Source organism: Flavobacterium rhizophilum (assembly GCF_046000485.1).
Taxonomy (GTDB): domain Bacteria; phylum Bacteroidota; class Bacteroidia; order Flavobacteriales; family Flavobacteriaceae; genus Flavobacterium; species Flavobacterium rhizophilum.
The window spans coordinates 62,093-85,176 of record NZ_JBELQB010000017.1; the positions used below are offsets into that span (position 1 = coordinate 62,093).

At 31.4% G+C, this 23,084-nt stretch carries 17 protein-coding genes; 7 read left to right on the forward strand and 10 right to left on the reverse strand.

All coding sequences use genetic code 11. The features are described from left to right. Positions 1-6: 6 nt before the first annotated feature. Complete coding sequence (locus tag ABS768_RS17145) at positions 7-828, reverse strand: SDR family oxidoreductase (protein ID WP_408076183.1); 822 nt, start codon at positions 826-828, stop codon at positions 7-9. A gap of 205 nt (positions 829-1,033) precedes the next feature. On the opposite strand from ABS768_RS17145, the gene ABS768_RS17150 reads away from it, so the two are divergent. The 3 genes from ABS768_RS17150 to ABS768_RS17160 all read left to right on the forward strand — a co-directional run bounded on the left by ABS768_RS17150 (position 1,034) and on the right by ABS768_RS17160 (position 3,523). Beyond that, positions 1,034-2,056, forward strand: a complete 1,023-nt coding sequence (locus tag ABS768_RS17150; RefSeq protein WP_408076184.1) for a PfkB family carbohydrate kinase — start codon at positions 1,034-1,036, stop codon at positions 2,054-2,056. After that, on the forward strand, positions 2,043-2,717 hold the full coding sequence (locus ABS768_RS17155) for a bifunctional 4-hydroxy-2-oxoglutarate aldolase/2-dehydro-3-deoxy-phosphogluconate aldolase (protein WP_408076185.1): 675 nt from the start codon (positions 2,043-2,045) through the stop codon (positions 2,715-2,717). Before ABS768_RS17150 ends, ABS768_RS17155 begins: the two co-directional genes overlap by 14 nt. Before the next feature lie 77 nt (positions 2,718-2,794). Next, the gene (locus tag ABS768_RS17160) at positions 2,795-3,523 is read left to right on the forward strand and encodes an NUDIX hydrolase (protein ID WP_408076186.1); all 729 of its coding nucleotides are present in this window, start codon (positions 2,795-2,797) and stop codon (positions 3,521-3,523) included. A 607-nt stretch (positions 3,524-4,130) separates the two neighbouring features. On the opposite strand, the gene ABS768_RS17165 is transcribed toward ABS768_RS17160, so the two are convergent. The 7 genes from ABS768_RS17165 to ABS768_RS17195 all read right to left on the reverse strand — a co-directional run bounded on the left by ABS768_RS17165 (position 4,131) and on the right by ABS768_RS17195 (position 11,890). Continuing rightward, entirely contained in the window at positions 4,131-6,332 is a 2,202-nt protein-coding gene (locus ABS768_RS17165) for a peptidase domain-containing ABC transporter (protein ID WP_408076187.1), read from the reverse strand. 5 nt (positions 6,333-6,337) lie between these two features. Next, positions 6,338-6,661 carry a hypothetical protein gene (locus ABS768_RS17170; RefSeq protein WP_408076188.1) on the reverse strand — a complete coding sequence of 108 codons (324 nt, stop codon included), beginning with the start codon at positions 6,659-6,661 and terminating at the stop codon, positions 6,338-6,340. A gap of 6 nt (positions 6,662-6,667) precedes the next feature. Beyond that, entirely contained in the window at positions 6,668-7,948 is a 1,281-nt protein-coding gene (locus tag ABS768_RS17175) for a hypothetical protein (RefSeq protein ID WP_408076189.1), read from the reverse strand. Between the two features lie 17 nt (positions 7,949-7,965). Continuing rightward, on the reverse strand, positions 7,966-8,151 hold the full coding sequence (locus ABS768_RS17180) for a hypothetical protein (RefSeq protein ID WP_408076190.1): 186 nt from the start codon (positions 8,149-8,151) through the stop codon (positions 7,966-7,968). Positions 8,152-8,200: 49 nt separating this feature from the next. Continuing rightward, a complete protein-coding gene (locus ABS768_RS17185) occupies positions 8,201-8,383 on the reverse strand; it encodes a hypothetical protein (RefSeq protein ID WP_408076191.1) in 183 nt (60 codons plus the stop codon). Between the two features lie 83 nt (positions 8,384-8,466). Beyond that, on the reverse strand, positions 8,467-10,848 hold the full coding sequence (locus ABS768_RS17190; RefSeq protein ID WP_408076192.1) for a TonB-dependent receptor domain-containing protein: 2,382 nt from the start codon (positions 10,846-10,848) through the stop codon (positions 8,467-8,469). 397 nt (positions 10,849-11,245) lie between these two features. Continuing rightward, a complete protein-coding gene (locus tag ABS768_RS17195) occupies positions 11,246-11,890 on the reverse strand; it encodes a response regulator (protein WP_408076193.1) in 645 nt (214 codons plus the stop codon). A 101-nt stretch (positions 11,891-11,991) separates the two neighbouring features. Here ABS768_RS17195 and ABS768_RS17200 point away from each other — a divergent pair, with 101 nt between their 5' ends. Together ABS768_RS17200 and ABS768_RS17205 are read left to right on the forward strand one after the other, a co-directional pair. Next, on the forward strand, positions 11,992-12,189 hold the full coding sequence (locus ABS768_RS17200) for a hypothetical protein (protein ID WP_408076194.1): 198 nt from the start codon (positions 11,992-11,994) through the stop codon (positions 12,187-12,189). A gap of 76 nt (positions 12,190-12,265) precedes the next feature. Beyond that, positions 12,266-14,284, forward strand: a complete 2,019-nt coding sequence (locus ABS768_RS17205; RefSeq protein ID WP_408076195.1) for a tetratricopeptide repeat-containing sensor histidine kinase — start codon at positions 12,266-12,268, stop codon at positions 14,282-14,284. A gap of 55 nt (positions 14,285-14,339) precedes the next feature. Here the strand turns inward: ABS768_RS17205 and ABS768_RS17210 are convergent, their stop codons facing one another. Continuing rightward, positions 14,340-15,830: a S41 family peptidase gene (locus ABS768_RS17210; protein WP_408076196.1), complete on the reverse strand. Its 1,491-nt coding sequence runs from the start codon at positions 15,828-15,830 to the stop codon at positions 14,340-14,342. Between the two features lie 261 nt (positions 15,831-16,091). Next, complete coding sequence (locus tag ABS768_RS17215; protein ID WP_408076197.1) at positions 16,092-16,817, reverse strand: hypothetical protein; 726 nt, start codon at positions 16,815-16,817, stop codon at positions 16,092-16,094. A gap of 512 nt (positions 16,818-17,329) precedes the next feature. Between ABS768_RS17215 and ABS768_RS17220 the strand changes: the two genes are divergently transcribed. After that, positions 17,330-20,122: a hypothetical protein gene (locus ABS768_RS17220; RefSeq protein ID WP_408076198.1), complete on the forward strand. Its 2,793-nt coding sequence runs from the start codon at positions 17,330-17,332 to the stop codon at positions 20,120-20,122. Positions 20,123-20,135: 13 nt separating this feature from the next. Then, entirely contained in the window at positions 20,136-22,544 is a 2,409-nt protein-coding gene (locus ABS768_RS17225) for an amidohydrolase family protein (RefSeq protein WP_408076199.1), read from the forward strand. Positions 22,545-23,084: the final 540 nt, after the last annotated feature.

Sequence of the window (23,084 nt, forward strand, 5' to 3'; positions counted from 1 at the left end):
ATATAATTATACACCACACCAGGCATTAAAGCCACCATCAACAAAAATTGTTTCACCATTCACAAATGCTGAAGCATCACTTAATAAATAGATTAAGGTACCCTGTAGTTCTTTAGGATTACCAAGTCGTGAATAAGGAGTATTATCAACAAATTTCTTTGCACGTGGTGTAAAGCTTCCGTCTGCGTTTGTTAAAAGGGTACGGTTTTGTTCGGTAAGAAATACACCGGGTGCGATAGCATTAACGCGCACTTTATCACCGTAACGGAGTGACAGTTCTGTAGCCATCCATTTAGTATAGCCGTCTATACCATGTTTTGCTACAGTATAACCTAAAACACGGGTAATGGATCTACTGGCAGCAAGGGAAGAAATATTGATAATTGAACCTTTACCTTTTTTAGCTATTATTTCTCCAAAAACGTGAGTAGGGATTATAGTGCCATAAAGATTCAGTTCAATTGCTTTTATGGTGTCTGATACTTTTGAATCAAAAAAGTTTTGATTTGGTTCAAAAGTTGCTCCCGGAATATTACCCCCCGCAGCATTTACTAAACCATCAATTGTTCCAAAATGAGTTAATATAATATCTCTGGCCTTTATAACATCGGTTTCATTAAGCACGTCAGCTATTACTGCAATAGCTTCTGCTCCATATTTAGTAGCCAGTTTTACTCTTGCATCAGCCTTTTCTTTATTACGCCCCAAAACAGCTATTTTTCCTCCGGCCTGTGCAATTGCCTGTATAAACGATTCACCCAAAACACCGGTTCCACCTGTTACGACTATAACTTTATCCTTTAAGGAAAAAGAGTCTAAAATATCCATAGATAAAATATTGGTTTATAATCTTTTTTCAATATTCAATATTACCCTTAAAATTCAAGAAAGGTTATTTATTACAAATATTTCAGCTAAAACGTATTCGTAAGTTTAGACAGCTTCTGTAAGTATAGCTGTTTTAAATATTTTATTTTTGAATAGAAGGCTAAACTCAATAAAATAGACGCCTTAATAAAAACATTGTAAAAACTTGGATGAAATAACTCTTTTACAAAACCATAAGATATGCTGCTTTGGAGAAGTATTACTTCGCTTTGCGTTAAAAGACAGTTGGGTTTCTGATTCGTCTATTCCTTATTGTATAGGTGGGGCAGAGCTCAATGTTGCAACTGCACTGGCATTATGGGGAATTCCTGTAAATTATCTTACAACCTTACCCGAAAATTATATTGGAAAGGATATAAGTAATCAGATTAAACGAAGAGGAATTGATACTGATAAAGTTTTTTATTCAGGGAATAGATTGGGAGTATATTACCTGCCTTATGGGACCGAAGTTAAAAATAATGGAGTAGTATATGACAGGGATTTCTCATCCTTTTCACAATTAACACCCGGTATGATTGATTGGGATAAAGTTTTTGAAGACTGTACCTGGTTTCATTTTAGTGCTATTAGCCCTGCTCTTAATAAAAATATTGCCCTTATCTGTAAAGAAGCTGTTACTGCTGCATCTGCAAAAGGTATAACAATATCAGTAGACCTCAATTACAGAAACAAATTATGGAATTATGGCGAATTGCCTGATGTAATAATGCCTGATTTAGTTCGTAACTGTAACGTAATAATGGGAAATATTTGGGCTGTTGAGAATCTTTTAGGAATATCTGCACCTCTTTCTGACAGTAAAAATGTTTCTAACAGTAAATTGAAGGAAGCAGCATTAATAAGCATAGAAAAAATACAGGAAAAATATGAAAAGGTTTATGCAATTGCTCTTACCTACAGGTTAGAGGAGTCTTATTTTGGTGTACTCCAAAAGGAAAATGCTTTTTTTACTTCAAATATTTTTGAAAACATAACAGTTACAGATAGTGTAGGCAGTGGTGACTGTTTTATGGCAGGGCTTATTTACGGTATATATAATAATCTTCCTTCTCAGGACATAATTAATTTTGCAGCAGCAGCAGCAGTAGGTAAACTTGCTGAACCCGGCGATGCAACAAAACAATCAGTTGAGCAAATTAAAAGAATTTTAAATGATGCGAGATAAAAAAGTTATATATAATCGTATAAAAAGTGAAGGGCTACTTCCCTTATTTTATCATGACGATACAGAAGTTTGTATTGCAGTTACAAATGCTTTATTTAAAGCGGATATTTCAATAATAGAGTTCACTAATAGAGGCGAAAATGCCATAAAAAATCTGCAGGCTATTATAAAGGAACGTGATAGTTCAATGCCGGAACTTCTTATTGGGGTTGGTACAGTAATCAATGCCGATGAAGCCCGTTTATTCATTGAGCTTGGAGCTGATTTTTTAGTAAGCCCTTTTTTTGATGAAACAGTTAATACAGCCGCAGTAAAAGCAAAGATCCCGTACCTTCCCGGATGTATGACTCCAAGGGAAATTCACCTTGCCGTAGCTGCCGGATGTACTACTATAAAGCTGTTTCCCGGAAATGTGCTGGGACCAGGATTTGTTGAGGCAATACGACCTCTTTTTAATGATATTGATTTTATTGTTACAGGAGGTGTCGAAACTAATCAGGAGAATATTACTTCATGGTTTAAAAGCGGTGTATCTGCTGTAGGATTAGGAAGTAAACTGATAACTAAAAATATACTTACAAACAAAGACTACAATTCATTGACGGAAACAGCCATTTCGGTTAAAACTGTAATAAACCAAATAAGGGATATTAACTATTAATTCAGCTATAAAATACTTTGTTGTTTATTTAGCAATATTCAAAAGCCTCTTGTGAATACCCAGCTATAACACCTTAAATGATTTACAAAGTGGAAAAAAAAATTAATAAAGAGTCAGGAAAGGCCACAGAAAGGTCAGTAATGAACTCCATTACAATTGACTGTGTAATATTTGGGTTTAATAAAAACGGACTTGAAGTACTTCTTGTTCAACACGGTGTAGGTATACGTAAGGGGGAGTGGGGTTTGCCAGGAGGATGGATAAGAGAAAAGGAAAGTATTGATAATGCCGCTAAGCGACTTCTTGCTGACCTGACAGGTCTTAATAATGTTTATTTGGAACAGCTGAAAGCGTTTGGTAAGCCAGATCGTTTTCCTTTAGGCAGGGTAATAACCATAGGTTACTTTGCCTTAATAATGCGTGATGATTATACTATTCAGCCCGGTTTTACTGCTTCTGATGCAAAATGGTATAAGATAAATGAAATACCAAATCTGATTTATGACCATAACTCCATCCTTGATTACAGTATTGATTGCCTACGTAACCGTGTAAGGCAGGCTCCTATAGGTTTTAACCTTTTACCCGATAAATTTACTCTTTTGGAACTAATGCGCTTGTACGAAGAAATTTTAGGTATTGAGATGGACAAATCCAATTTCAGAAGGAAGATACTTAAAATGAAATTACTTGTTGAACTTAACGAAAAACAAAAGAAAGTTTCGCATAGGGCAGCCAAATTATATGAGTTTGACCAAAAGATATATGATAAACTAACAGAAAAGGGATTTAACTTTGAGATTTAGTTTATTATGTTAAAAACTATTCCATTCTTATGAGTTTTTAAGCCTATCTAGTACTGCGTGACACAGCATTACCTTCCGTTTTTAGAAATAATATAGATATGAATTTCCTTTGTATTTTTAATGAACTAGTATTATTCATCAGTTTGACAGTATATATTACAGAGGAGTTTGGAAATAGAAACATTTATGAAGAATATAAATACATCATTTCATAATAAAAAAGGTTGTTGCCGAACAACTAATAAGTGCAGATAGTTTGGTAAAATCTCTTTAAACTTAACTCTAAGTCGAAGCAAATTATAAGATAGATTTGTATTATATGATTTGTAAAATTTCTAACTAACATTTGATCTTATGTTAACAGGAAATCGAACACTAGAATTATCAATGGCGCTCTTTTGTAAGTCATAAAATTTGTAATCCTCTAAAATTAATTTGGTTTGATTACTCATATAAAAAAGCCTTTTGCAGATAGCAAAAGGCTTTTGTGGAGTCAAGGGGACTAATGTCGAACTTTTTTATAAAAGATTTGACAATATTAGAAAGGCTTTTAGCATAACGGCATTTAATTTAAGACAGTTTTTGGTGTGTTAGCAAAAGCATCGCATTATGTCCCTAATGCCAGTTGGTTTTTTACTAAATTATAATAGTTGGATTCCTGTTTAACTAAACTTTCATGAGTTCCTGATTCTGTAATTTCACCATTATTCATTACGATTATCTGATCGGCATTTTTTACAGTAGAGAGTCTGTGGGCAATTACTATTACCGTTTTGCCTTTAAAAAAGTTTTGAAGATTATCATGAATTATTTTCTCATTTTCGGCATCTAAAGCAGAACTGGCCTCATCAAAAAAGATATATTGAGGGGCTTTATATATTGCTCTTGCAATTAATAACCTTTGTTTTTGTCCTCCTGAAATTCCGTTACCTGCTGCACCTATTTTAGTATTATATTTTAATGGAAGTGACATAATAAAGTCATCAATATTAGCCATTACAGCTGCATGCTTTAATTTATTATAATCAAATTTGTCATCGCCGGTTGCTATATTTCTTGCAATTGTATCTGAAAATATGAAACCGTCCTGCATCACTACACCACACTTTTCTCTTAAACTTCCGGGAGACAGGTTTAATAAATCATCCCCGTTATAAAATATTGTACCATTTGTAGGGTTATAAAACTTTAGTAATAGTTTCATAAGGGTCGTTTTTCCACTTCCGCTTGCACCAACAATTGCTGTTACTTTGCCTTCCGGTATAAGTAAGTTAATATTTCTAAGTACATAAGGTGATTTTGGTCCTTCATATTGAAAAGACAGGTTTTTTATTGAAATTCCGTTATACACATTACTATTGTGTATACTATTTGTATTAAGAAGCTTTAAATTTTTAGTTTCTTCGTCATCATGATTTTTTACCTCATTTAAACGGAGCAGACTTAATTTAGCATCCTGAAAGGAACGAAGAAATGTTATTATCTGATTAACAGGACCATTCATTTGTCCTATTATGTAAGATATTGATAATAGTTCTCCTAGAGTTAACGTATTGTTGGTAACTGCAATAGCAGCAATGAATGTTACGATAATATTTTTCGTTTGATTTAGAAATTCAAATCCTGAAAGCTGAACTTGGTCAAGTCGTAGTATACGGAGGTTAATGTCAAATAATTGCTTTTGAATTTTTTCCCAGGCAGTTATTTTATAAGTTTCAAACCTGTTAAGTTTCATCTCGGTTATGCCATTTAGCATTTCATATACCGATTCCTGATTCTCAACCCGCTGCTGGAAGCGTATGTAATCTAACATTTTTCTTTTATTAAGCCAATAGTATGACCATACTACTGATCCTACTGTTAATGTAAGATATACCAGTAATATTTTATAATCGTAATACATTAATATGGCAAAAAAGACTGAAAAGGTTATAAACGAAAACAGCGTTATTAAACTGTTTGAGGTTAAAAAGTCTTCAATATGTTCATTATCTTGTATTCTTTGCTGAAAATCACCTATCATCTTTGTGTCAAAAAATGACATTGGGAGTTTCATCATTTTTTTAAAAAAGTCGGAAATAATAGTAATACTCACTTTATTACCTACATAAAGCATAAGCCAGTTACGAAATATACCTACTACTATAACCCCTATGTATAATGCAAGCTGACCCAGTAAAAGTAAAATAATTAGGTTAAGGTTTTTGGTACGAATACCATCATCTATAAGTTTTTGGGTAATAAGCGGAAAAAAAACAGTAAAGCCGCTTCCTGCCAATAGCAGAAGAAATATTTTAAAAAATTTATACTTATGAGGCTTAATATAATTAAGTATGTATTTAAAATTTATGGTAGTTTCAGGTTCAGGGTTTAATTCATAGAATTTGTTGGCAGGGTTTAAAAAAAGAGCAACACCATAATTACTATTTGACTGCCAGTGTGAAGTGAATTTGTCCTCTGAGAGTTTTATTTTTCCAAATTCGGGATCGGCTATATAAAAATAATTTTTCCCCTTAGTAGGTTTTACTTTGTAGAGTACAACAAAATGTTTTTGATTCCAGTGAAGGATACATGGGAAATACTCATTTTTATCAATAAGTTGCTTAATGGTTAATTGAGTTGATAATGTTTCGAAACCAATATCCTGTGCTGCTTCTTTTAAGCCGGAAAAAGAGACCCCCTCTTTGGTAATGAAAGACTTTTTTCTAACATAGTCAAGATTATATTTCTTACCATAAAAGTTAGCTACCATTACCAAACAGGCAGGCCCACAATCCATTTGATCTCTTTGGGGAATAAATTTTATCATTATTTTTAAAAGCGGTCAGTCAGTTTTTCATATTGCTTTTTTATCTCATCGGATTTTCCGTTTGATTTATATTCCACGATAATTTTTTTTGACTTCACCTTTATCTTTATTACTTCGTTATCAGTTTGTAAAAGGTATGGTTCTTTGAAGTTAACTTCACAATTAAAACCACTGAAGATATTTTTTATCTTTTGGCATACACTATCACTATCATCAGAATTTATGGTTAGTGAAGTTTTATATTTAATGGTTTCAAGTGTCGAATTATCCTCTTGAGCCAATGCAGGTATACAAAATAAAAGCAGTAACAGGTATTTAATTTTTTTCATTTCATTTTAATCAATAAATTCAAATCCTCTTTTATCATAAAGTAAAGCCAGAAAATAATAGAAAGCCTCTGTAGGCATATTTAGTTCCTTACTTTTAATATAATTATCTACATCAATAATGATATGTTTGTTAATTTCATCGATTATAGTAGTAAGACTTTCGAAATAATGCATGGAAAATTTTGATCCTCTCACATAAACAGTAAGCTTTTCGTTATCTTTTTTGTAGAGTATTTTAAAAGCATCCTTTGATATAATTTTTTTCCCTTCCATTTGGGTATAATGAGTGTCGGAATCAAAATTTATGGTTTCCTTTTTACTTAAAGGTACAGATTGCCAACCGGCGTTACTTAATAAACAATAATTGAATTCATTTATGCTGAAATCAAAAAAATCTTTTAACGAACCGCTCATAACCTGCGATTCAAGATCAATGGTTTCCAGTAAATTATTTAAGCATTCTTTACTTTCAAGCATGTCAAACTGGTTTGAGAGTATTGAAGGGTCTTTTTTAATAAACTGAATTCTAAAGGACTCTAATATTTTATTGATATACTTGAATTTTGACGGATTGTTAAACCACAATGTTATACCTACAGATAGTTCTCCGGTATAGCCTACGTGATGTTTATTCCAGGGCATGTAATAAAGATCGCCGGTACCAAAGGTAAACTCTTTAGCATGTGGGAGTATAGGTTCTATATCAGTATTATTGTGTTTTACACCTACAAGATCTTTATATACATCTTCATCCCACACGTACATACTTTTATTGCCTGGTCCCAAATGAAAGTGAATTACATTTTCGCCTCGATGATCCTGATGTATACCCAATGGAGTCCATCCATAATTACCAATAAAAATTGTGATTTCAACACCAAGAGGTGGTAAACCTGCAATATCAATAAGAGGGGATATAGATTTTATTATATTTTCTGAAATACGGTCAGAGTGCTTTTCGCCACTGTTTATTATGATACCAAATTTTTTATCAAATGTTCGTTGGGCAAACTCTTCAATATTTTCACCATCATTTGGAGGTGACTTGCACAAGTCTGACAGGTATTTGTCATCCTGTTCTTTACTCTCAATATAAACTCTAAACCCGTCAGAAATATCTTCTCTGGATAATCTGTTTTTTAAAACCTCCATTATACCGAGGTTAAGTTCATTAACCAAGTGAGGGCTCATGGCATTTTTAAGAACACATGCTTCAGAAAAACCTTTGTTTTGTGTAATAAAATTTTCCCAGTAATCTTTTGAAAATTGTTCCAGTATCTTAGTCATAATTTAATGATTAGGGGTTAGTAAAAATCCTCTTCAAAATAAGCAGACTTGACTTTCTGCTGTTTTTTTTGCTTATCACCCTTTTGTTTTTGGCGTTGTTTTTGTTTAACGCCAAACTCATCTGAGCCACCTTTTATACAGGTATCTTCCAGGACAGTCAATATTTTTACATCAAGAAAGTCTTTGGGGTTAAAAGTTTTCATAGTAAACTATATTAAACGGGAAGGAAAATTTTCCTTCCCGTAAATAGACTTAAGGTCTTATTACACCACCAAGGTCAATATCAAGATCAAGGTCAAGATCTGCATCTTTTTTCTTTTCCTTTTTCTGATCTTTCTTTTTGTCTTTACCACCACCTCTAATCATTAGGTCTTCCTGAGTAGTAAGTTCTTTTACATTTAAAAAAGCTTTTGGGCTAAACGATTCTTTTTTCATAATTTAAGGTTTTAAAAATTTAAAAATCCGGTTGTAGTTTATAGTCATACGCCTTTATCGGACTTACCTTGCAAGGAATATTTTTACTCTGTTCTGTTCATTTCTTCAGAGTTTTTGTTTTCATGTGTTTCTGACCTGAAAGATTTTCCAAGTCGATAGATGACAGATAGTCTAATGTACCTCTCATCATAATAATTTCTGAAAGAGGTTTTCAGGTTATTGGATAATGTTGTATATGTGGGTCTGTTTGAACTTAAAATATCATTTAGATGTAGTCCAACAATAAGGTTTCTGTCAAGAAATAAACTTTTAAATGAAATATCCAGTTGGCTAAAATCTGTATTGGTATCCAGCTTATCAACCCCTGTTGTTGTGTAGTTATAGTCTACATTAATAAATAGTGTTTTTTTCGCGTTTAGTATAAGGTCGGTGGTTAGGTTAAATTCTCCGTTCCATCCATCTAACATCGGTAAGGTAATAGGGGAGTTCGATGCTGTTTTACTGTAATATAAATCGGCATAGAAATTAAACCTGCACCATTTGTATAGGCTAAAAAGTATAATTTGATTAATACCTATCATTTTTCCGCTAAATACATTAAGCGGGATTACTTTTTGTATGTTGGTTTCAGGATCTACATCGGTAACCTGTTCAAAACCATTTTTAAACCAGGAGTAGTAAAAATTAGTTATGAGGTTATCTTTATACGTATACTCAAGTTCAATATTATTGGTGAACGATGGTTGTAAGTAGGGATTACCCTCGGAATAAGAATAGGGAGATGAAATATACCTAAAGGGGTTTAATAAACTGTAGTTAGGCCTGTTAATCCTACGTCCGTACTTTAAGTTTAATGCGTTATCCTCATTTAGGGAGTACAAAAAATATAGTGTAGGAAATAGTTTTGTATAGTTGTACTTATTCGTTGTTGCTAAGGTTGGAGACTCACCTGTAATATCAGTATTCTCCATTCTTAATCCTGCTTTCACTTCAAATTCTTCAGATATTTCTTTGTAGAGGCTCAGGTAAAGAGCCTGAGTATTTTCTTTGTAGTTAAACTCATTACTTAAATCGGGATTAACAATTTCTATATCGCCTGAAGTTTGAAAAGTAGTAAAATCGTTTTCTGTTTGTATTGATGATACTCTCCCTCCATAATTTATAGTTACATCCCAACCCGGTATTGACTGAGACATATCTATATTTGCCGAAAAGTTTTCAATTTCCTGTTTTCCAAAATTTCTTGCTCCTATGCTGTTTTCTGAAGTGTTTGTTGTAGTATAAAAACGTCTGTCATTTTGGTTTGAAAGATTAAAGTAATCCAAATCAAAAGAAAGTTTTTTTTCGTTTTCTTCTGATAGTTTATAAATCAGATGATAATTTGCACTATGTATCTCTCTCTCTCGAGGGTTTCTGCTATGGGTTGTAATAACAGAATCTACAGCGTTACTAGTGTAATCATAAATAGTACTGTTAATACGTTCTTTTATAAGGGGCTGGCTATTTACATAGGTGTAAAGAAAACCGTGAGAAATTTTGTCGTTAATATACTGGTCTAATCCAAGTCGCGCAGAAAATGCGTTGGTATAATCCCGTCTCTTATTGTATTCTTCCCACCTTTGGTCAGGATAATATATAACATTGGACTCGGTTGGTGCTGTAGAACCATTTGTGTATGTTATACCCGAGTTAAGTTTTATTTTACCCCGACTCAGGTTAAAAACTAGTCCGTTACTTCCTGTAGCATAAGTGGCCTGCTGGAGAATGCCTCTATAGGATAAATTCCAAGCATCAGTTGATTTTTTTGTTATAATGTGTATTATACCACTATTACCTTCGGCATTGTATTTTGCCGGAGGATTTGAAATAATTTCAATTTTTTTTATATCATCGGCATTTATAGTTTTTAAATAACTAACTAAGTCGTCTCCGGCTAATGGAATAATTCTATCATCTATCATTAGTTTGACATTACCCTTACCAATCATCATTAGCTCATTATTTTTAAATTTTATGCGGGGTGCTGATTTAAGAGCATCAATTGCATCGCCTCCAACTAAAGCCACCGAATTTTCTACATTAAAAACCAATCGGTCTATTTTTTTTTCCAGTAACTTCTTTTCTTTTACTATTACAATCTCATTAAGCACTGTGGTATCATCAATTATAATATCTTTCAGCATGGTGTTAGAAGCTATTGTTAGGGATTGTACCGATTTTAATTCACCATATATTTTAATTTCAAGAGTATATTTACCTTGTTCAACTGTAAAAGAAAAAGAACCGTTAGAACCGGTAAGTTCAAACTGTTGCAAAAATGTTTCGGTGTTAGTGATTATCACCTCTGCATTTTCTATATTTTCCTTTTTGGAATTAACAACACGGCCCTGAACTAGTGTTTGTGAATTGACTGAAAAAGTTAGTATGAAAAATAGAAATAAACATAGGTGTGGTTGCAATGGCATGTAAGGTTTTTTTGTAAATGTATAGGAATATTGTTCTCACTGATATTTTGTGAAAACTGATTTAACATATTGAATATTTATACTATCTGTTATGTTAAAATTTTGTAAAAATTTATAATAATTACATATGGTAAATGTGCTTATTGTGTAATTATTCTTATAAAGAATTAAGAAGGCAGGTTTTGTTTTAATGTGTTTTACACTGTTATTTTAACCCTGTTTTATACTGTGCGATTATAAGAAGAGGAAAACAAACTAAGTAAAAAAACAGCAGGCATAGGGGGGAGTAGCAGTAAATTAACTGTAGAAAAAAATCGGATTGGTATTGTAGTTTAAAAATCAGGAGTTTTTGTATGAGGCTTACAATTTTTGTACTCAAGATTTATTTACACTAAAATTAAATAAAACCCTGACTGATAACCGTTTTGATTAAAGAGCTGTCATCGGGTACATCAAAAGCCTGTTTCATGTTAAGTACACGTCTTTGTATTGTGCTTGTGGCAAGAAAAACAACATCTTCCAGTTCTTTAAGTTTATAGCCTTTGGACATATAAAAAAGGATTTGACGATTATAATCGTCTACCATCAGGTCTTTTTTCCATATCTCTTTAATACAGTCTTTTACAAAGGGACTAAGATAGTTTTCACTTTTTTGAGCCACCTGTATAACATCCAGTAAATTATTCGGAGTAAGTTCTCCTTTACTTATAAAACCTTCAGGTCTGATTTTTTTATAGATATCATAAATCACAAGAAACTCTGTATGGGCCGTTATCATTACAATTTTACATTGAGGGTTAATTTCCCTTAGTAAAAGGGCAATATCTACTCCAGAATGAATTTTTTGCTCGGCATATTCAGGTATGCCTTTATCAATGATAGCCATATCAAAATACTTTCCTCCTTTTAAATTCATGATCTTAGCATACGCAGTCTTACAATCGTAGGCTACAGTAAATGAACAGGTATTGGAGAAATTGTAAATAACATTTTTATATCCGTCAACAGTCATCGGATGATCATCAACAATAAAGATATTCATAGGGGGTAGATTTAACAAAAGAGATAGTTTAACGATACTAAGATAAGGAAAGACAAGCATAGTTTGCACCTATTAACAAACTTATTAAACCTTACTTATTAATGAGAAAAAAAATCCTTACTACAGCTTGTCTAATTTGTTTTATATTTTTTACCGGTTGCTCTACAGACGATATCGAAACCCCTTATATTTCTGCTGATAATGTTGAACATCCTTCTAATAACGGAAAGGGGAAACCTCCACACCCTCCGCATCCTCATGGTGATGATGATCAGGATAAGGATAAAACAAAGCCCTAAAATAAAAAGCCCAAATTTTAGGGCTTTTTATTTTATACATTTGCTATAAAAAAGATAATTTTATAAAAAAATATTCTTGAGGTATATTTTAAATTTTTTAGTTGTAGTACTTTTTATAGCCTTAACATCTTGTGAAGAGCAGGGATATAGTTCATCTGAAAGAGATGTAATGTATCGTAATATTGACCTTACAGACAGTATGGATGAGGGGAGGAGAAGGGGAGTTCTGGACAGTTTGACAACTTCGCTTTTTAGAAGGAAATACGATTCTTTGACAGGAAGCTTATTGTTTAAGGTAGCTGGTAAGTATTATAATAATAAGAACTATGAAAAATATGCGGAATTGAGCCGTAAGATACTGAATGTCTCTACCAACTCAGGAGATTCTCTTTCAATTGCCAAATCTTTGCACTACTTAGGGGACTATCATGATATGAAATCACAAATGGATAGTGCCCTGACTTACTATACTGCCTCTGAGAAACTTTACAGGAGCCTTAAAGATTCTGTTAATACAGGTAGAATTCAGTTATACAAGGCCGGAATATTATACAATATAGGAGGTTTTGCCGAGAGTGAGACACTTACGGTCGATGCCTTGAGGTTCCTTAAGCCAGTTACTAATTTAAGACTGATATATGAGTGTTATGTGCAAATGGCTCTTTCGTTAAAAGAATTAGGTAATTATAAAGCATCATTACATTATTTTGACCTTGCCCTGCAAACATTGGTTAAACTGGAGAACGAACATTATGATGTAGCAAAAATTGCAATGTCCAGAGCAGCATGTCTTAATAATATAGGGCAGGTGTATTTTAAACAAGAAATATACCCTAAAGCAATACATTATTTTGAAGCAGGTTTAAAAACAGCTTCTCTTAAGCAGTACAGATCCTCTCTTTATGCCACATTATTAAATAATCTTGCTTCGGCTAAGATGTACACACATGAAACCACTAATGTGGAGAATATGCTGTTCGAATCATTACAAATACGTGAAACCGAAAATTTAAAATATGGGATTGTTTCCAGCAAAATAAAAATAGGAGAGTTTTATTTGGGAAAAAGAGATACTGTAAAAGCTTTAACTTACATTAAACAAGGGTATGACCTTGCCAAGCAAATCAATAGTAATTATGATATATTAAGGGCACTTACTCTATTATCGCAAAATGATAAAGAAAATATGGCTTATTATACAGGTTTGTATATTAGCTCTAACGAGTATATTTATCATTTGCAAATGCAAACAAGAAATAAGTTTGGAAGGATTGCTTATGAAACGGAGTTAATGGAAGAAAGAAATAAAATACTTCTTCAAAAAAATACTTATATCATTATTTTGACTCTAATAACGGCTATACTTTTTTTAGCTATACTTTATATTTATAAACTCAATACAGCCAAAAAAGAACTTTTATACAGGCAGGAGCAGCAAAAATCCAATGAAAAAATATATAATTTATTGCTCGCACAACAATCTACTGCTAATAATGCCCGTGATACTGAAAGAAGGAGGATAGCGATGGATTTGCATGATACTTTGGTAAATAAGGTGTTTACTACACGTTTTAACCTAATGCAATTGCAAACTAAAAATGAAGAAAAAAAGAAGCAATTGGTTGACGAGCTTGAAGCTACTCAAAATGATATTCGAAAAATATCGCATGACCTTAGTGAAAATATGTTGCCTCAGGATATTGGTTTCAGAGAAATGATAAAGGATTTTATTAAATCTCAGGAAGCTGGAAATACACTAAAATTTGATCTTCACTTTGATAAATTTATTGACTGGAATATAGCCACAGGAGAACTTAAAATTAACCTTTACAGTATAATTCAGGAAACTGTTCATAATGTAATTAAACATTCGGGTGCGAGCCTTTGTACTATTACATTCTTTTTAGAGTCCGGAAATTTGAGATTAAGGATATGGGATAATGGTACAGGATTTGATCCAAAAAAACAGGTTAAAGGAATAGGCTTAAAAAACCTGTATGAAAGAGTAAGAAACATTAATGGTGATTTAAATATACTGTCGAAGCCGGGTAAGGGAACGGCAATAAATATACTTGTTTCACTAATTAAAGTATAATATTTCTTTTTACCCAACGCCTAACTTTTATAGTTAGTTATAAGGTGTTTTTTAATTATTTAGTATTAGTTTTTATATACTTAACCGCATAATTTAATTGCGTATCTGTATTTGAAATATAATCCTTATATGACTGAACGACTCTAATATCAGGGACGATACCATTTCCTTTTTTTTCATCCTTGGTTTTAATTACATCCTGTTCAATGTCAACGATAGAAAATTTTAGGAGCAATTCAGAATGTGGTAGTTCATATGTTAACGGTATATGTCCGGTGTGTCCGTAATACCCCCCTAGAGTTTCTTCACCAATTACAGTAGAATTATTATCACTTTTCACTAATGCGGCAAAGAGGGAGCCGGCAGAAGCCACATAGGGATCCACTAATAAAATAATACGATCGGTAAAAGCATTTGGTTTAGGTTTCCACACTTTGTTAAAACTATTGTTTTGATAGTAGCGTTTGTTTTTAAACACAGAGTGTTCCTGTTTTAGGTCTTCGTTGAGCTCGTCAGCATCATCTGATATATAATATTCAGGAAAAGGGATATTCTGAAATAAAGTAAAAGCAGATTTATTTTCTCTAAACGCTCTTTGGGTAAGATAAGAATACAGCAATATATCATTAGGATCGTTTCCTCCTCCGTTACCTCTTACATCTACAATAAGGTTTTTAATTTTTGAGTCTTTTAGTACGGTAAAAACAGAATCCAGAAAGAGTGCATATTTTTTATGACCTTCTGTATCCGGTCCACCCATTCCAAAGGTATGTACCTCTAAAAGTCCTGTATTGACGCTATCTACAATTGAAAATGAATATTCTTTACTTATTTTTTTTTCAAAACTTAATGAATACCGTTTATTATAATTGGTATAAAACTCTTTATATGTAACGCTATTTAGTTTTTCTTTTTTGTATGAATGTCCGTTAACATATTTAATTTCAAAGTAATCGTGTTTGCCTAATGCTAAATAGATATAAAACGGCAGCCAGTCTGTTCCTGTTTTTGCATATTTACCAGTGGTATTGTAGCCATCAGTACTTGCGTATCTGGATACAAGTTTAATAAAATTATTAGCCTCAAGATTGTTTATTGATAGTATTTTACTGCCGGTGGGTATATTATTATAGGAAAGATTAGTATATAGTTCACCGTCAATATATTTGAGCGGAATGGGGAAGAAAATTTTCTGTTTACTTAATTGCCTGTCCAGAGTATCAGGATAAGTAAGCTCGTTATGGCAGCTTCCGGTATAATCAATAACATTCCAAAGTATATTATAAAACTCCCTATAAGTTGTAGCTGGAGTTATTTTATTCTTATTTATGCTAAATACACTATCAATTTCTTTTGCAGTATGATATTTATAAAGCCCTGCATTAGCCGATTCATATATAGCCTTAAATATATCAAAGTCTTCCAGCATCATATTTTGGGATAGTATGTATGGACCGGTTTCCTCATATTTATTACTGGTGTTGCAGGAAATAAAAAGGAACAGAATGACTAATAATACATAACCTGGTATTTTAGCTGTTTTCATTTGATGCGTATTATTGTTGGAACATAATGGTAAGTTACATAAAAAAGGTTAAGCTGGCATATGTATAATTTAATTTTATTATAGAAGATTTTACTAAGCTCATAAAACTAAAAATGCCTTTTGCTAATAGCAAAAGGCATTTGTGGAGTCAACGGGACTAATGTCGAACTTTTTGAAGGAGGATTTGAATAGATTATTTCCAAATTATCTACATCTAAAAAGTTTTGAGATAATATGATATAACAATAAAAGAATTAAGGTTTATATTCCGTATATATACCATAATTCATTTCGTTTAATAAATTTCATTGTTGAAAGTGTGTTTGATCCGGTACCGTGAGCAAATTCAATTTTGGCGCGATCTCTATCAAATGAGGTCTCTCCCATAATTCTCCCTGTTTCAAGATCTGTTTTAAATTTATTTTTAGCCTGTAATGGCATGGTTTCAATAAAGCAAATGCTATTTGAATCATTATCATTTTCACCATATGGGTCAACTAGATATCGAAAGTTAGAGAAATTATTCTTTTTTGCAGAATCAAAAATATATTCCATAATGCTTTGAGGTGTTTTTTGAAAATCGAATGTTTTGAAATATTCTAATTGCGCAACTTCATTTTTTACATTTCGTTCTATATTGTATAATTCATTTAATTGTTTTTGAACTTCAAAAAGTTGTTTTTCCTTTGTAGAAGCAGATCGACCAATTTGAAATTCTTTAGTTTTCTCAATATTAATTTTTGTAGTTTTTATTGCTTCAGAAATGTCTTTTAACATTGACTTAAGTATTGCGAGCTTTTTACTTTTGCCAACGTTCATTTTTTGTTCATGAACTCTTAACTCTTCGGACTTTTCTTTTTCAGCCAATTCAAACTTAGTTTTTTCCAGTTCTATTTTTGCCTTTTCAAGTTCTAGTTCTTCTTTACTTTTGCCGCATGAGCTTGTTAACATACCAGTAATAATGGCAATTAAATAAAATTTTTTCATGTTGTTGGTTTGTAATATTTGGTGTTTGTAAGTTTTTTGGATAAAAAAACAAATTGAATGTTTTTTTGTAGGTGATGGTTAAATTCAAAATTAAGGTAAAGGTTAGTAAAAATATAAAAAAAATCTTAACTTAGTAAAGTTAATAACCAACCTTACTACTACAATTTTGAAACTTCAATATATAGCAAACCAACATTTAGGTCAATTCTTTTATTGTTTTCCAGATTCGTTGATTGAAAATCCTCAAATAAGGAAAAAAATATTAATCACTACTAAGGATATTTCTAACCAGGTAATTTATTTGTTTCAAATACTTCATAAGTTTTTGAAAAAGGCTATAGAATTACATAATAATTCATAATTATTATCTATACGGGGTATTCTAGTCGATATCACCGTTAAAAGTGATTTATCTAATTAATTGAATTGAGGCTTAACTCTTTCGCAACTAAAATATACTAATCCTTTGTTTTAGGGGATACTTTTTTTAAAACCAACCAAAAATTAACACAATGAAACCAGTTACTATATTTCTTGATAAAAGTATACATGCACAATATTATAATGTAACCTTAGATGAAAAGCAACAAACAGGAGCTGAAAGTACTCTTGTTCATAATACAGAATTCGATAAAGTTAAAGTTCTAGTTGAAGGCTTTATACCAAAAAGCGAAGAAGATGAAAAAAAAGAAAATTTACATAATACAATAACAATTTTAGGGACAAGGGGAAGCGGAAAAACTTCCTTTTTGTTAACTATAAAAAATGAACTATCAAAAAATGAAATAGGTGATAAAATTGAAATTCTCGAAATTATAGATCCTACTCTTATTGAAGAAAAGGGACATGTTTTTCTTAATGTAATAGCTGCCATAAAAGACCTAATTGATAAAAAACTTGATAAACAAGAATGTAATCCGGAAAATCAGTCTGGATATAACCGTAAAGGTTGGCGTGCATCACTAAATAAACTCGCGGCAGGACTTCCTTCTATTGATGGTATTGGTAACAATAGTCTGGATAGTTGGCAAGATGCAGAATTTGTAATGGATAACGGATTAAAGGCTGTTCATGCATCAAAAGAATTGGCGAAAAATTTTAATGAATTTCTTAGAATATCACTCAAAATATTAAATAAAAAGGCTTTCCTGTTAATGTTTGATGATATAGATGTAGATGCAACAAAAGGATGGGCTGTATTGGAAACTATTAGGAAATACTTCACAGGAGCACGTTTGATCACTATTGTAAGCGGAGATAGCCAGTTATATTCTACAGTTGTGAGACAGAAGAAATGGCAAAATTTTGGTCAAGAAATCCTAAAATATGAAGGGAAGCAACTGGATAAGTTATCAGTGTTTAATAGTATGATTACAGAACTGGAATCTCAATACCTTCAAAAAGTATTACAACCAAAAAATAGGATACATTTATCTACGATAGGAACTTGTAAAAGATATAATGAAGAAAAGAAATTTTATGTCTATGAAAAATCTGATATTACTGTTGATAATAATCCTAAAAATGAGATAGAGAATGTTTATGAAAGGATATTAAAGTATTTTGGTATTAATAGTAATTATCAGGCAAAAGCCTATAGTGACTATTTACTTGAACTACCTTTAAGGACACAAGTGCAGTTTTTAAATCTTTTTAAACTTGATACAGGGGAATATAATGAAGATAATACAAGTATAACTCCTTTTACAGATATTTTTTTAAGTGATCTTTATGCAAAAGAAATTGATATAAATACTGCTATAAGATCTCCAAAAAATATAAACAGGTTAATTCTTAACTTCCTGTTAAGGGAAAAGAAGCTGGAAGAGCTATATCAATTACAACCTATTACAACCGAAGATACACTAAATGCAAGTTTACTTAGCCTTAATTTTTTATTGTCTTACAACATACAAAAAGATCCATATCTTATTTTTGATTATTTCCTAAAAATAGGGTATACCCGTAACCTGTTACCTCTATTGGGATATAAAAATGCAGTAAATGATATTTTGAATCCTTCTATTGAAGATTTGTGTAATACCACCGTAATATTCAATGATAATGTTTTAAAAGATGTAGTAGGTAAAATAACTGCTTATATACGTGGAACAATTGATGGGAATAGATCTAAAAGTGAAAGAGTATTACAGGCGGGCACAATTCCATTATTTGGGTTGGCATCAACCTCAAAAAAAAGCAGTAAATCAACTTCAGACAGGATTGATAGTGTGTTAAAAAATGGAAAAGCTAATTATATAGAACAAATGTTAATATATATGCCGTTAAGCTCTAACCAATATGTTTATAAGCAAACCTCGTTATTAACTTATTCACCATACCTGTTATTAGGGACAATAGGAGAATTGATTAGAAAACATAAATTAGATGATCTAAAGAATGGATTTACGGAGTTATCCCAATTTAGAGGTTATATGATGCCAGATTTTGTAAGGGGTAACAATAAGGAAGAAATAGATAATATTGAAGAAGAATCTCAGGATTTAGATAGTGAACAATTAGGGAATAGCTCCAATGGTTTTGATTTTGAATCAGTATTTCGTAACTGGGTAGAAAAATATCCTAAAAAACATAAGGAAAACACCTCAAATATATCGGTTCAGTTGTTAGGTAAGATAGCAACAAGGTTTTTTTATGCCCTTACAAATCTTGAAAGTAAAGTGGGAAATAAAAATCTGGGAGAAGTTTTTCATGCTTACATACTTGCTTTTATGAATGCTGTTTTAGTTGAAGATTGTAGAGAAAATGCTAATGAACTAGCATCACAACTTAATCTTAATAACACAAATTATAGTGATACTCTATTTATCTATAACATCAATAAATTAATAACAAAAGATGATGATAAAAAGGATATAGTAAAAAGTGAAAAGCTTTCATTTTCCCAATGGTTGCTGTCCTGTCCTTTACTATTGGTTTATTTAAATAAGAATGATAAAATAAAAAAGAGTATTAGGGTTTATTGTTATGATTATTTGAAAAATAATAATGATACTTGGGAAGAATTATTAAATATTGACTTAAGGAAGTTTTTAGATGAAATTCCTATTAGAAAAGAATCAGTAGAAAAGGTTTTTAATTTAGATAAAAATAAAATAAGTACTCTTTCTATTGATAATATAAAGAATTATGGGGAAATAAAAGATCGATTACAATCTTTTGATATTAGTATTCTTGATTCAAAATCATTAGACAAATTAAAAGACGAATTAGGTAAGCTAGGATTAAAAAGAATTTCTTTTAAGAGTGTAGAAAAATTTAAAAATTATTTAGAAAACAATTAAAAAGTAAGACTATATGCTTAAGTTTTTATTGTCTGATAATGAGTCTTTAGCAAAATACATGCACGGAAAGTTTGCTTCGTTTGAAGATGTAAAAAGGCGTATGTTGCTTAAATCCCGTGCGCAAAACCCTGCTATACCAGATCATTTATATCGTCTTGACCAGCAAGAAGCTTTTCTTGGGATTGAATCTCTGTCGGAAATTTTGACTAAAGGGTTTGAAAGAATAGCGTTTACTCATCTTGAACTGAATGCTAATAGGGTTTATGTGAAACCCGAACAACAAAATCATTGGCAGGAAATCATAACTTTCATCCCTCCTTTGTTACTACAATGCGCTTTTCTACATAAATATATGTATACTAATTATAGTAACTGTAAAACAGATGAAAGCGAAAGACATAAATATTTTAAAGACTATATTCTCCCTAATACCCGTTATACAGCTATTCCTCATGCAAGAATACCACAGCTTGAACATTATGTGAAAGAACAAAATGGTTTACATGACTTACATATGCATCTTAATGGGGCACTAGAAACAGACCAGGTATGGCAGGATTATCTGTTTAATCCTCTTGGAATTTATAAAGATCTTAAAAAGGGATTCATGATTCCAAAAGTGAAAGAACAAATGGAACAGGAGTCACATCTCTTAGAGCCGTTAAACTATGTAACACTTTTGAAATCGGCACAAAAACTAAGAGACTATTTTTTCTATTATTTATATCCTCATAATAATCATAAATATGATAATTATGACAAGAAGAGTCTTCTTCGGGAATTTATTAGTAATGACTCCGATATATCTGGTAGTTATAAACATCCGTTTCTCTCATTAATAACAGATGCTGATGATTATTTTTGTTTAATGTCGGTTGAAGGATTAATGTATATATTAATGCTTGATGAGATAAGTAAAACTAAAAATGAGTTTCTTGCTAATTTGTTTCATTTTTATCTTCTTATTTTAGGTCTTACTAATCGTTTGCTAGTACAACAAACACATCAAAATGGCTTTGAGCAATTTCAAAAACATACATTAAATGGATTAAGGGAAAATAGTGAAAATATATTTCTACGTCGTTATTATCAAATGCATGGAAATGATTTAAGTTATATCCGTTTTTTAGAAGGCAGGTTTTCACCAAAGGATTCTCAAAAAACAATGATAACTTTTCTTCGTTCTATTTTTAAGGGATGGGATAAGATGATACAAGACATTAGCTTAGATTATAATAATGAATTGGAAAGCGTTCGTATGAAGCCACAATTAAGGCTCATAGCACACTTCATTAAGAAAGCAGATAATAAACCTAATGACTTTATTAGGCATAAGGTATTACGTTATGATATTTTTCAAAGAGCAAAAGTACTTGCTCTATTAATAAAGAATCATCCTGATTATTGTAAAAAGATAGTAGCTATAGATGCTGCTGCCAGTGAATTTGATGCTCCTCCAGAAGTATTTGCACCTGTATTTCGAAAAATGCGTCGTGCGGGCATAAAACACTTTACATATCATGCAGGGGAAGACTTCTATCATATATTAAGCGGAATTAGAGCTATTTATGAAGCTATTGTTTTTTGTGATTTACAAAAAGGAGATCGTATAGGGCACGCTACAGCTTCGGGGCTCTCTCCAATGCAATGGAAAAATAATATAGGTTGTAAGCTACTAGTTAAACAAGGAGATTATCTCGATGATTTAATTTTTACCTATCATTTAATTATCAAGAGAAAGATTGAATCACTAAATAGTATACTTCCGTTTATTATAAATAAAGTAAGTGAACTAAGTTTTCTTATATATAACAAACATTTTCCAGTAGCTATATTAGAAAAAGCATGGTTAATGCGCCAATGTTGTCCGGTTCATGCATTGGAATCAGATAGAGAGAACCTAATTTTAAATAATATTTATGATGAAGAGGAATGGTGTTTTATTATTAATAATGGATTTGTAAATAGTAGAAATGAGCTTAAAAACGATAAAGCTTACAAATTGCTGAAAACCTATCATAATCTTAATAATCGATCTGGATTTGATAAAATTATCAGTATTGACCCATTTGATATTTTAAAAGCAGAAGATGTTGAGCTTCTTCAACTTGAATTACTCCATGAAATGACAAAAAGAGAAATAGTAATAGAGACCCTGCCTACCAGTAATGTTCGTATTGGATTTCATAAAAATTATAGTACTTATCATTTATTAAATTGGGTAAAATGGCAAGAAGAAGGGAAAAGTATTCCACCAATTGTAGTAGGATCAGATGATACCGGTATTTTTGCTACTAATATTTACAATGAGTATGCAAATATTTATTGTATGCTTCTTTATACTCATAACATGCCACATTCAAAGGTTATGAAAATTATTAAGCGACTTGATGAAGATAGTCGAATTTATAAATTTGAATAATGTAAACTCTTGAAGAAGATATAGTTTTATAGTAGTTCTTTAGAAAAAATAATTTCTTAAGTCTTAATATTATTTTTATGCCATTTTGTTTTAATATTTTCTTTGAGATGTTTAATTATAAATCTTTAATTTTAGTCGTACTTATTACCTTCATTAGATGATTATTATACTTTTATCATTAAAAAAATGTATGATGTGGGAAAAGTATCATTTTAGAAAAGTTTTATGCGACTATATAACGAAAGATATTAACAAACAAATTGTACCTCTGAATAAAGAAAAATCATACATGATGAAAAAGGTTACAATAACTACTATATTCTTTAATAAAGGTACAAGTCCAAAAATATGGTATATCAAGCATTTTATGAGAAGTATTTATTTTTTATTTATTTATTTCGTCTGGTTTACGCTCCGAAACTGGAGAAATCTTAAATAAAAGTACTGTAAAAGGTTAAATTGTTGTTAAAAAAGTTAAATTTTTAACAGTTTTAAGTAGTTTTATGATGCGTAAATCAACCACATCTTACTATGAAAACC

What these genes read in the sequence shown, in the direction of transcription:
- ABS768_RS17190 (WP_408076192.1), bottom strand. Translation starts at nt 10,848, where the DNA reads ATGCCATTGCAACCACACCTATGTTTATTTCTATTTTTCATACTAACT.
- ABS768_RS17165 (WP_408076187.1), bottom strand. Translation starts at nt 6,332, where the DNA reads ATGATAAAATTTATTCCCCAAAGAGATCAAATGGATTGTGGGCCTGCC.
- ABS768_RS17175 (WP_408076189.1), bottom strand. Translation starts at nt 7,948, where the DNA reads ATGACTAAGATACTGGAACAATTTTCAAAAGATTACTGGGAAAATTTT.
- ABS768_RS17180 (WP_408076190.1), bottom strand. Translation starts at nt 8,151, where the DNA reads ATGAAAACTTTTAACCCCAAAGACTTTCTTGATGTAAAAATATTGACT.
- ABS768_RS17220 (WP_408076198.1), top strand. Translation starts at nt 17,330, where the DNA reads ATGAAACCAGTTACTATATTTCTTGATAAAAGTATACATGCACAATAT.
- ABS768_RS17200 (WP_408076194.1), top strand. Translation starts at nt 11,992, where the DNA reads ATGAGAAAAAAAATCCTTACTACAGCTTGTCTAATTTGTTTTATATTT.
- ABS768_RS17215 (WP_408076197.1), bottom strand. Translation starts at nt 16,817, where the DNA reads ATGAAAAAATTTTATTTAATTGCCATTATTACTGGTATGTTAACAAGC.
- ABS768_RS17210 (WP_408076196.1), bottom strand. Translation starts at nt 15,830, where the DNA reads ATGAAAACAGCTAAAATACCAGGTTATGTATTATTAGTCATTCTGTTC.
- ABS768_RS17195 (WP_408076193.1), bottom strand. Translation starts at nt 11,890, where the DNA reads ATGAATATCTTTATTGTTGATGATCATCCGATGACTGTTGACGGATAT.
- ABS768_RS17185 (WP_408076191.1), bottom strand. Translation starts at nt 8,383, where the DNA reads ATGAAAAAAGAATCGTTTAGCCCAAAAGCTTTTTTAAATGTAAAAGAA.
- ABS768_RS17225 (WP_408076199.1), top strand. Translation starts at nt 20,136, where the DNA reads ATGCTTAAGTTTTTATTGTCTGATAATGAGTCTTTAGCAAAATACATG.
- ABS768_RS17160 (WP_408076186.1), top strand. Translation starts at nt 2,795, where the DNA reads ATGATTTACAAAGTGGAAAAAAAAATTAATAAAGAGTCAGGAAAGGCC.
- ABS768_RS17170 (WP_408076188.1), bottom strand. Translation starts at nt 6,661, where the DNA reads ATGAAAAAAATTAAATACCTGTTACTGCTTTTATTTTGTATACCTGCA.
- ABS768_RS17145 (WP_408076183.1), bottom strand. Translation starts at nt 828, where the DNA reads ATGGATATTTTAGACTCTTTTTCCTTAAAGGATAAAGTTATAGTCGTA.
- ABS768_RS17155 (WP_408076185.1), top strand. Translation starts at nt 2,043, where the DNA reads ATGATGCGAGATAAAAAAGTTATATATAATCGTATAAAAAGTGAAGGG.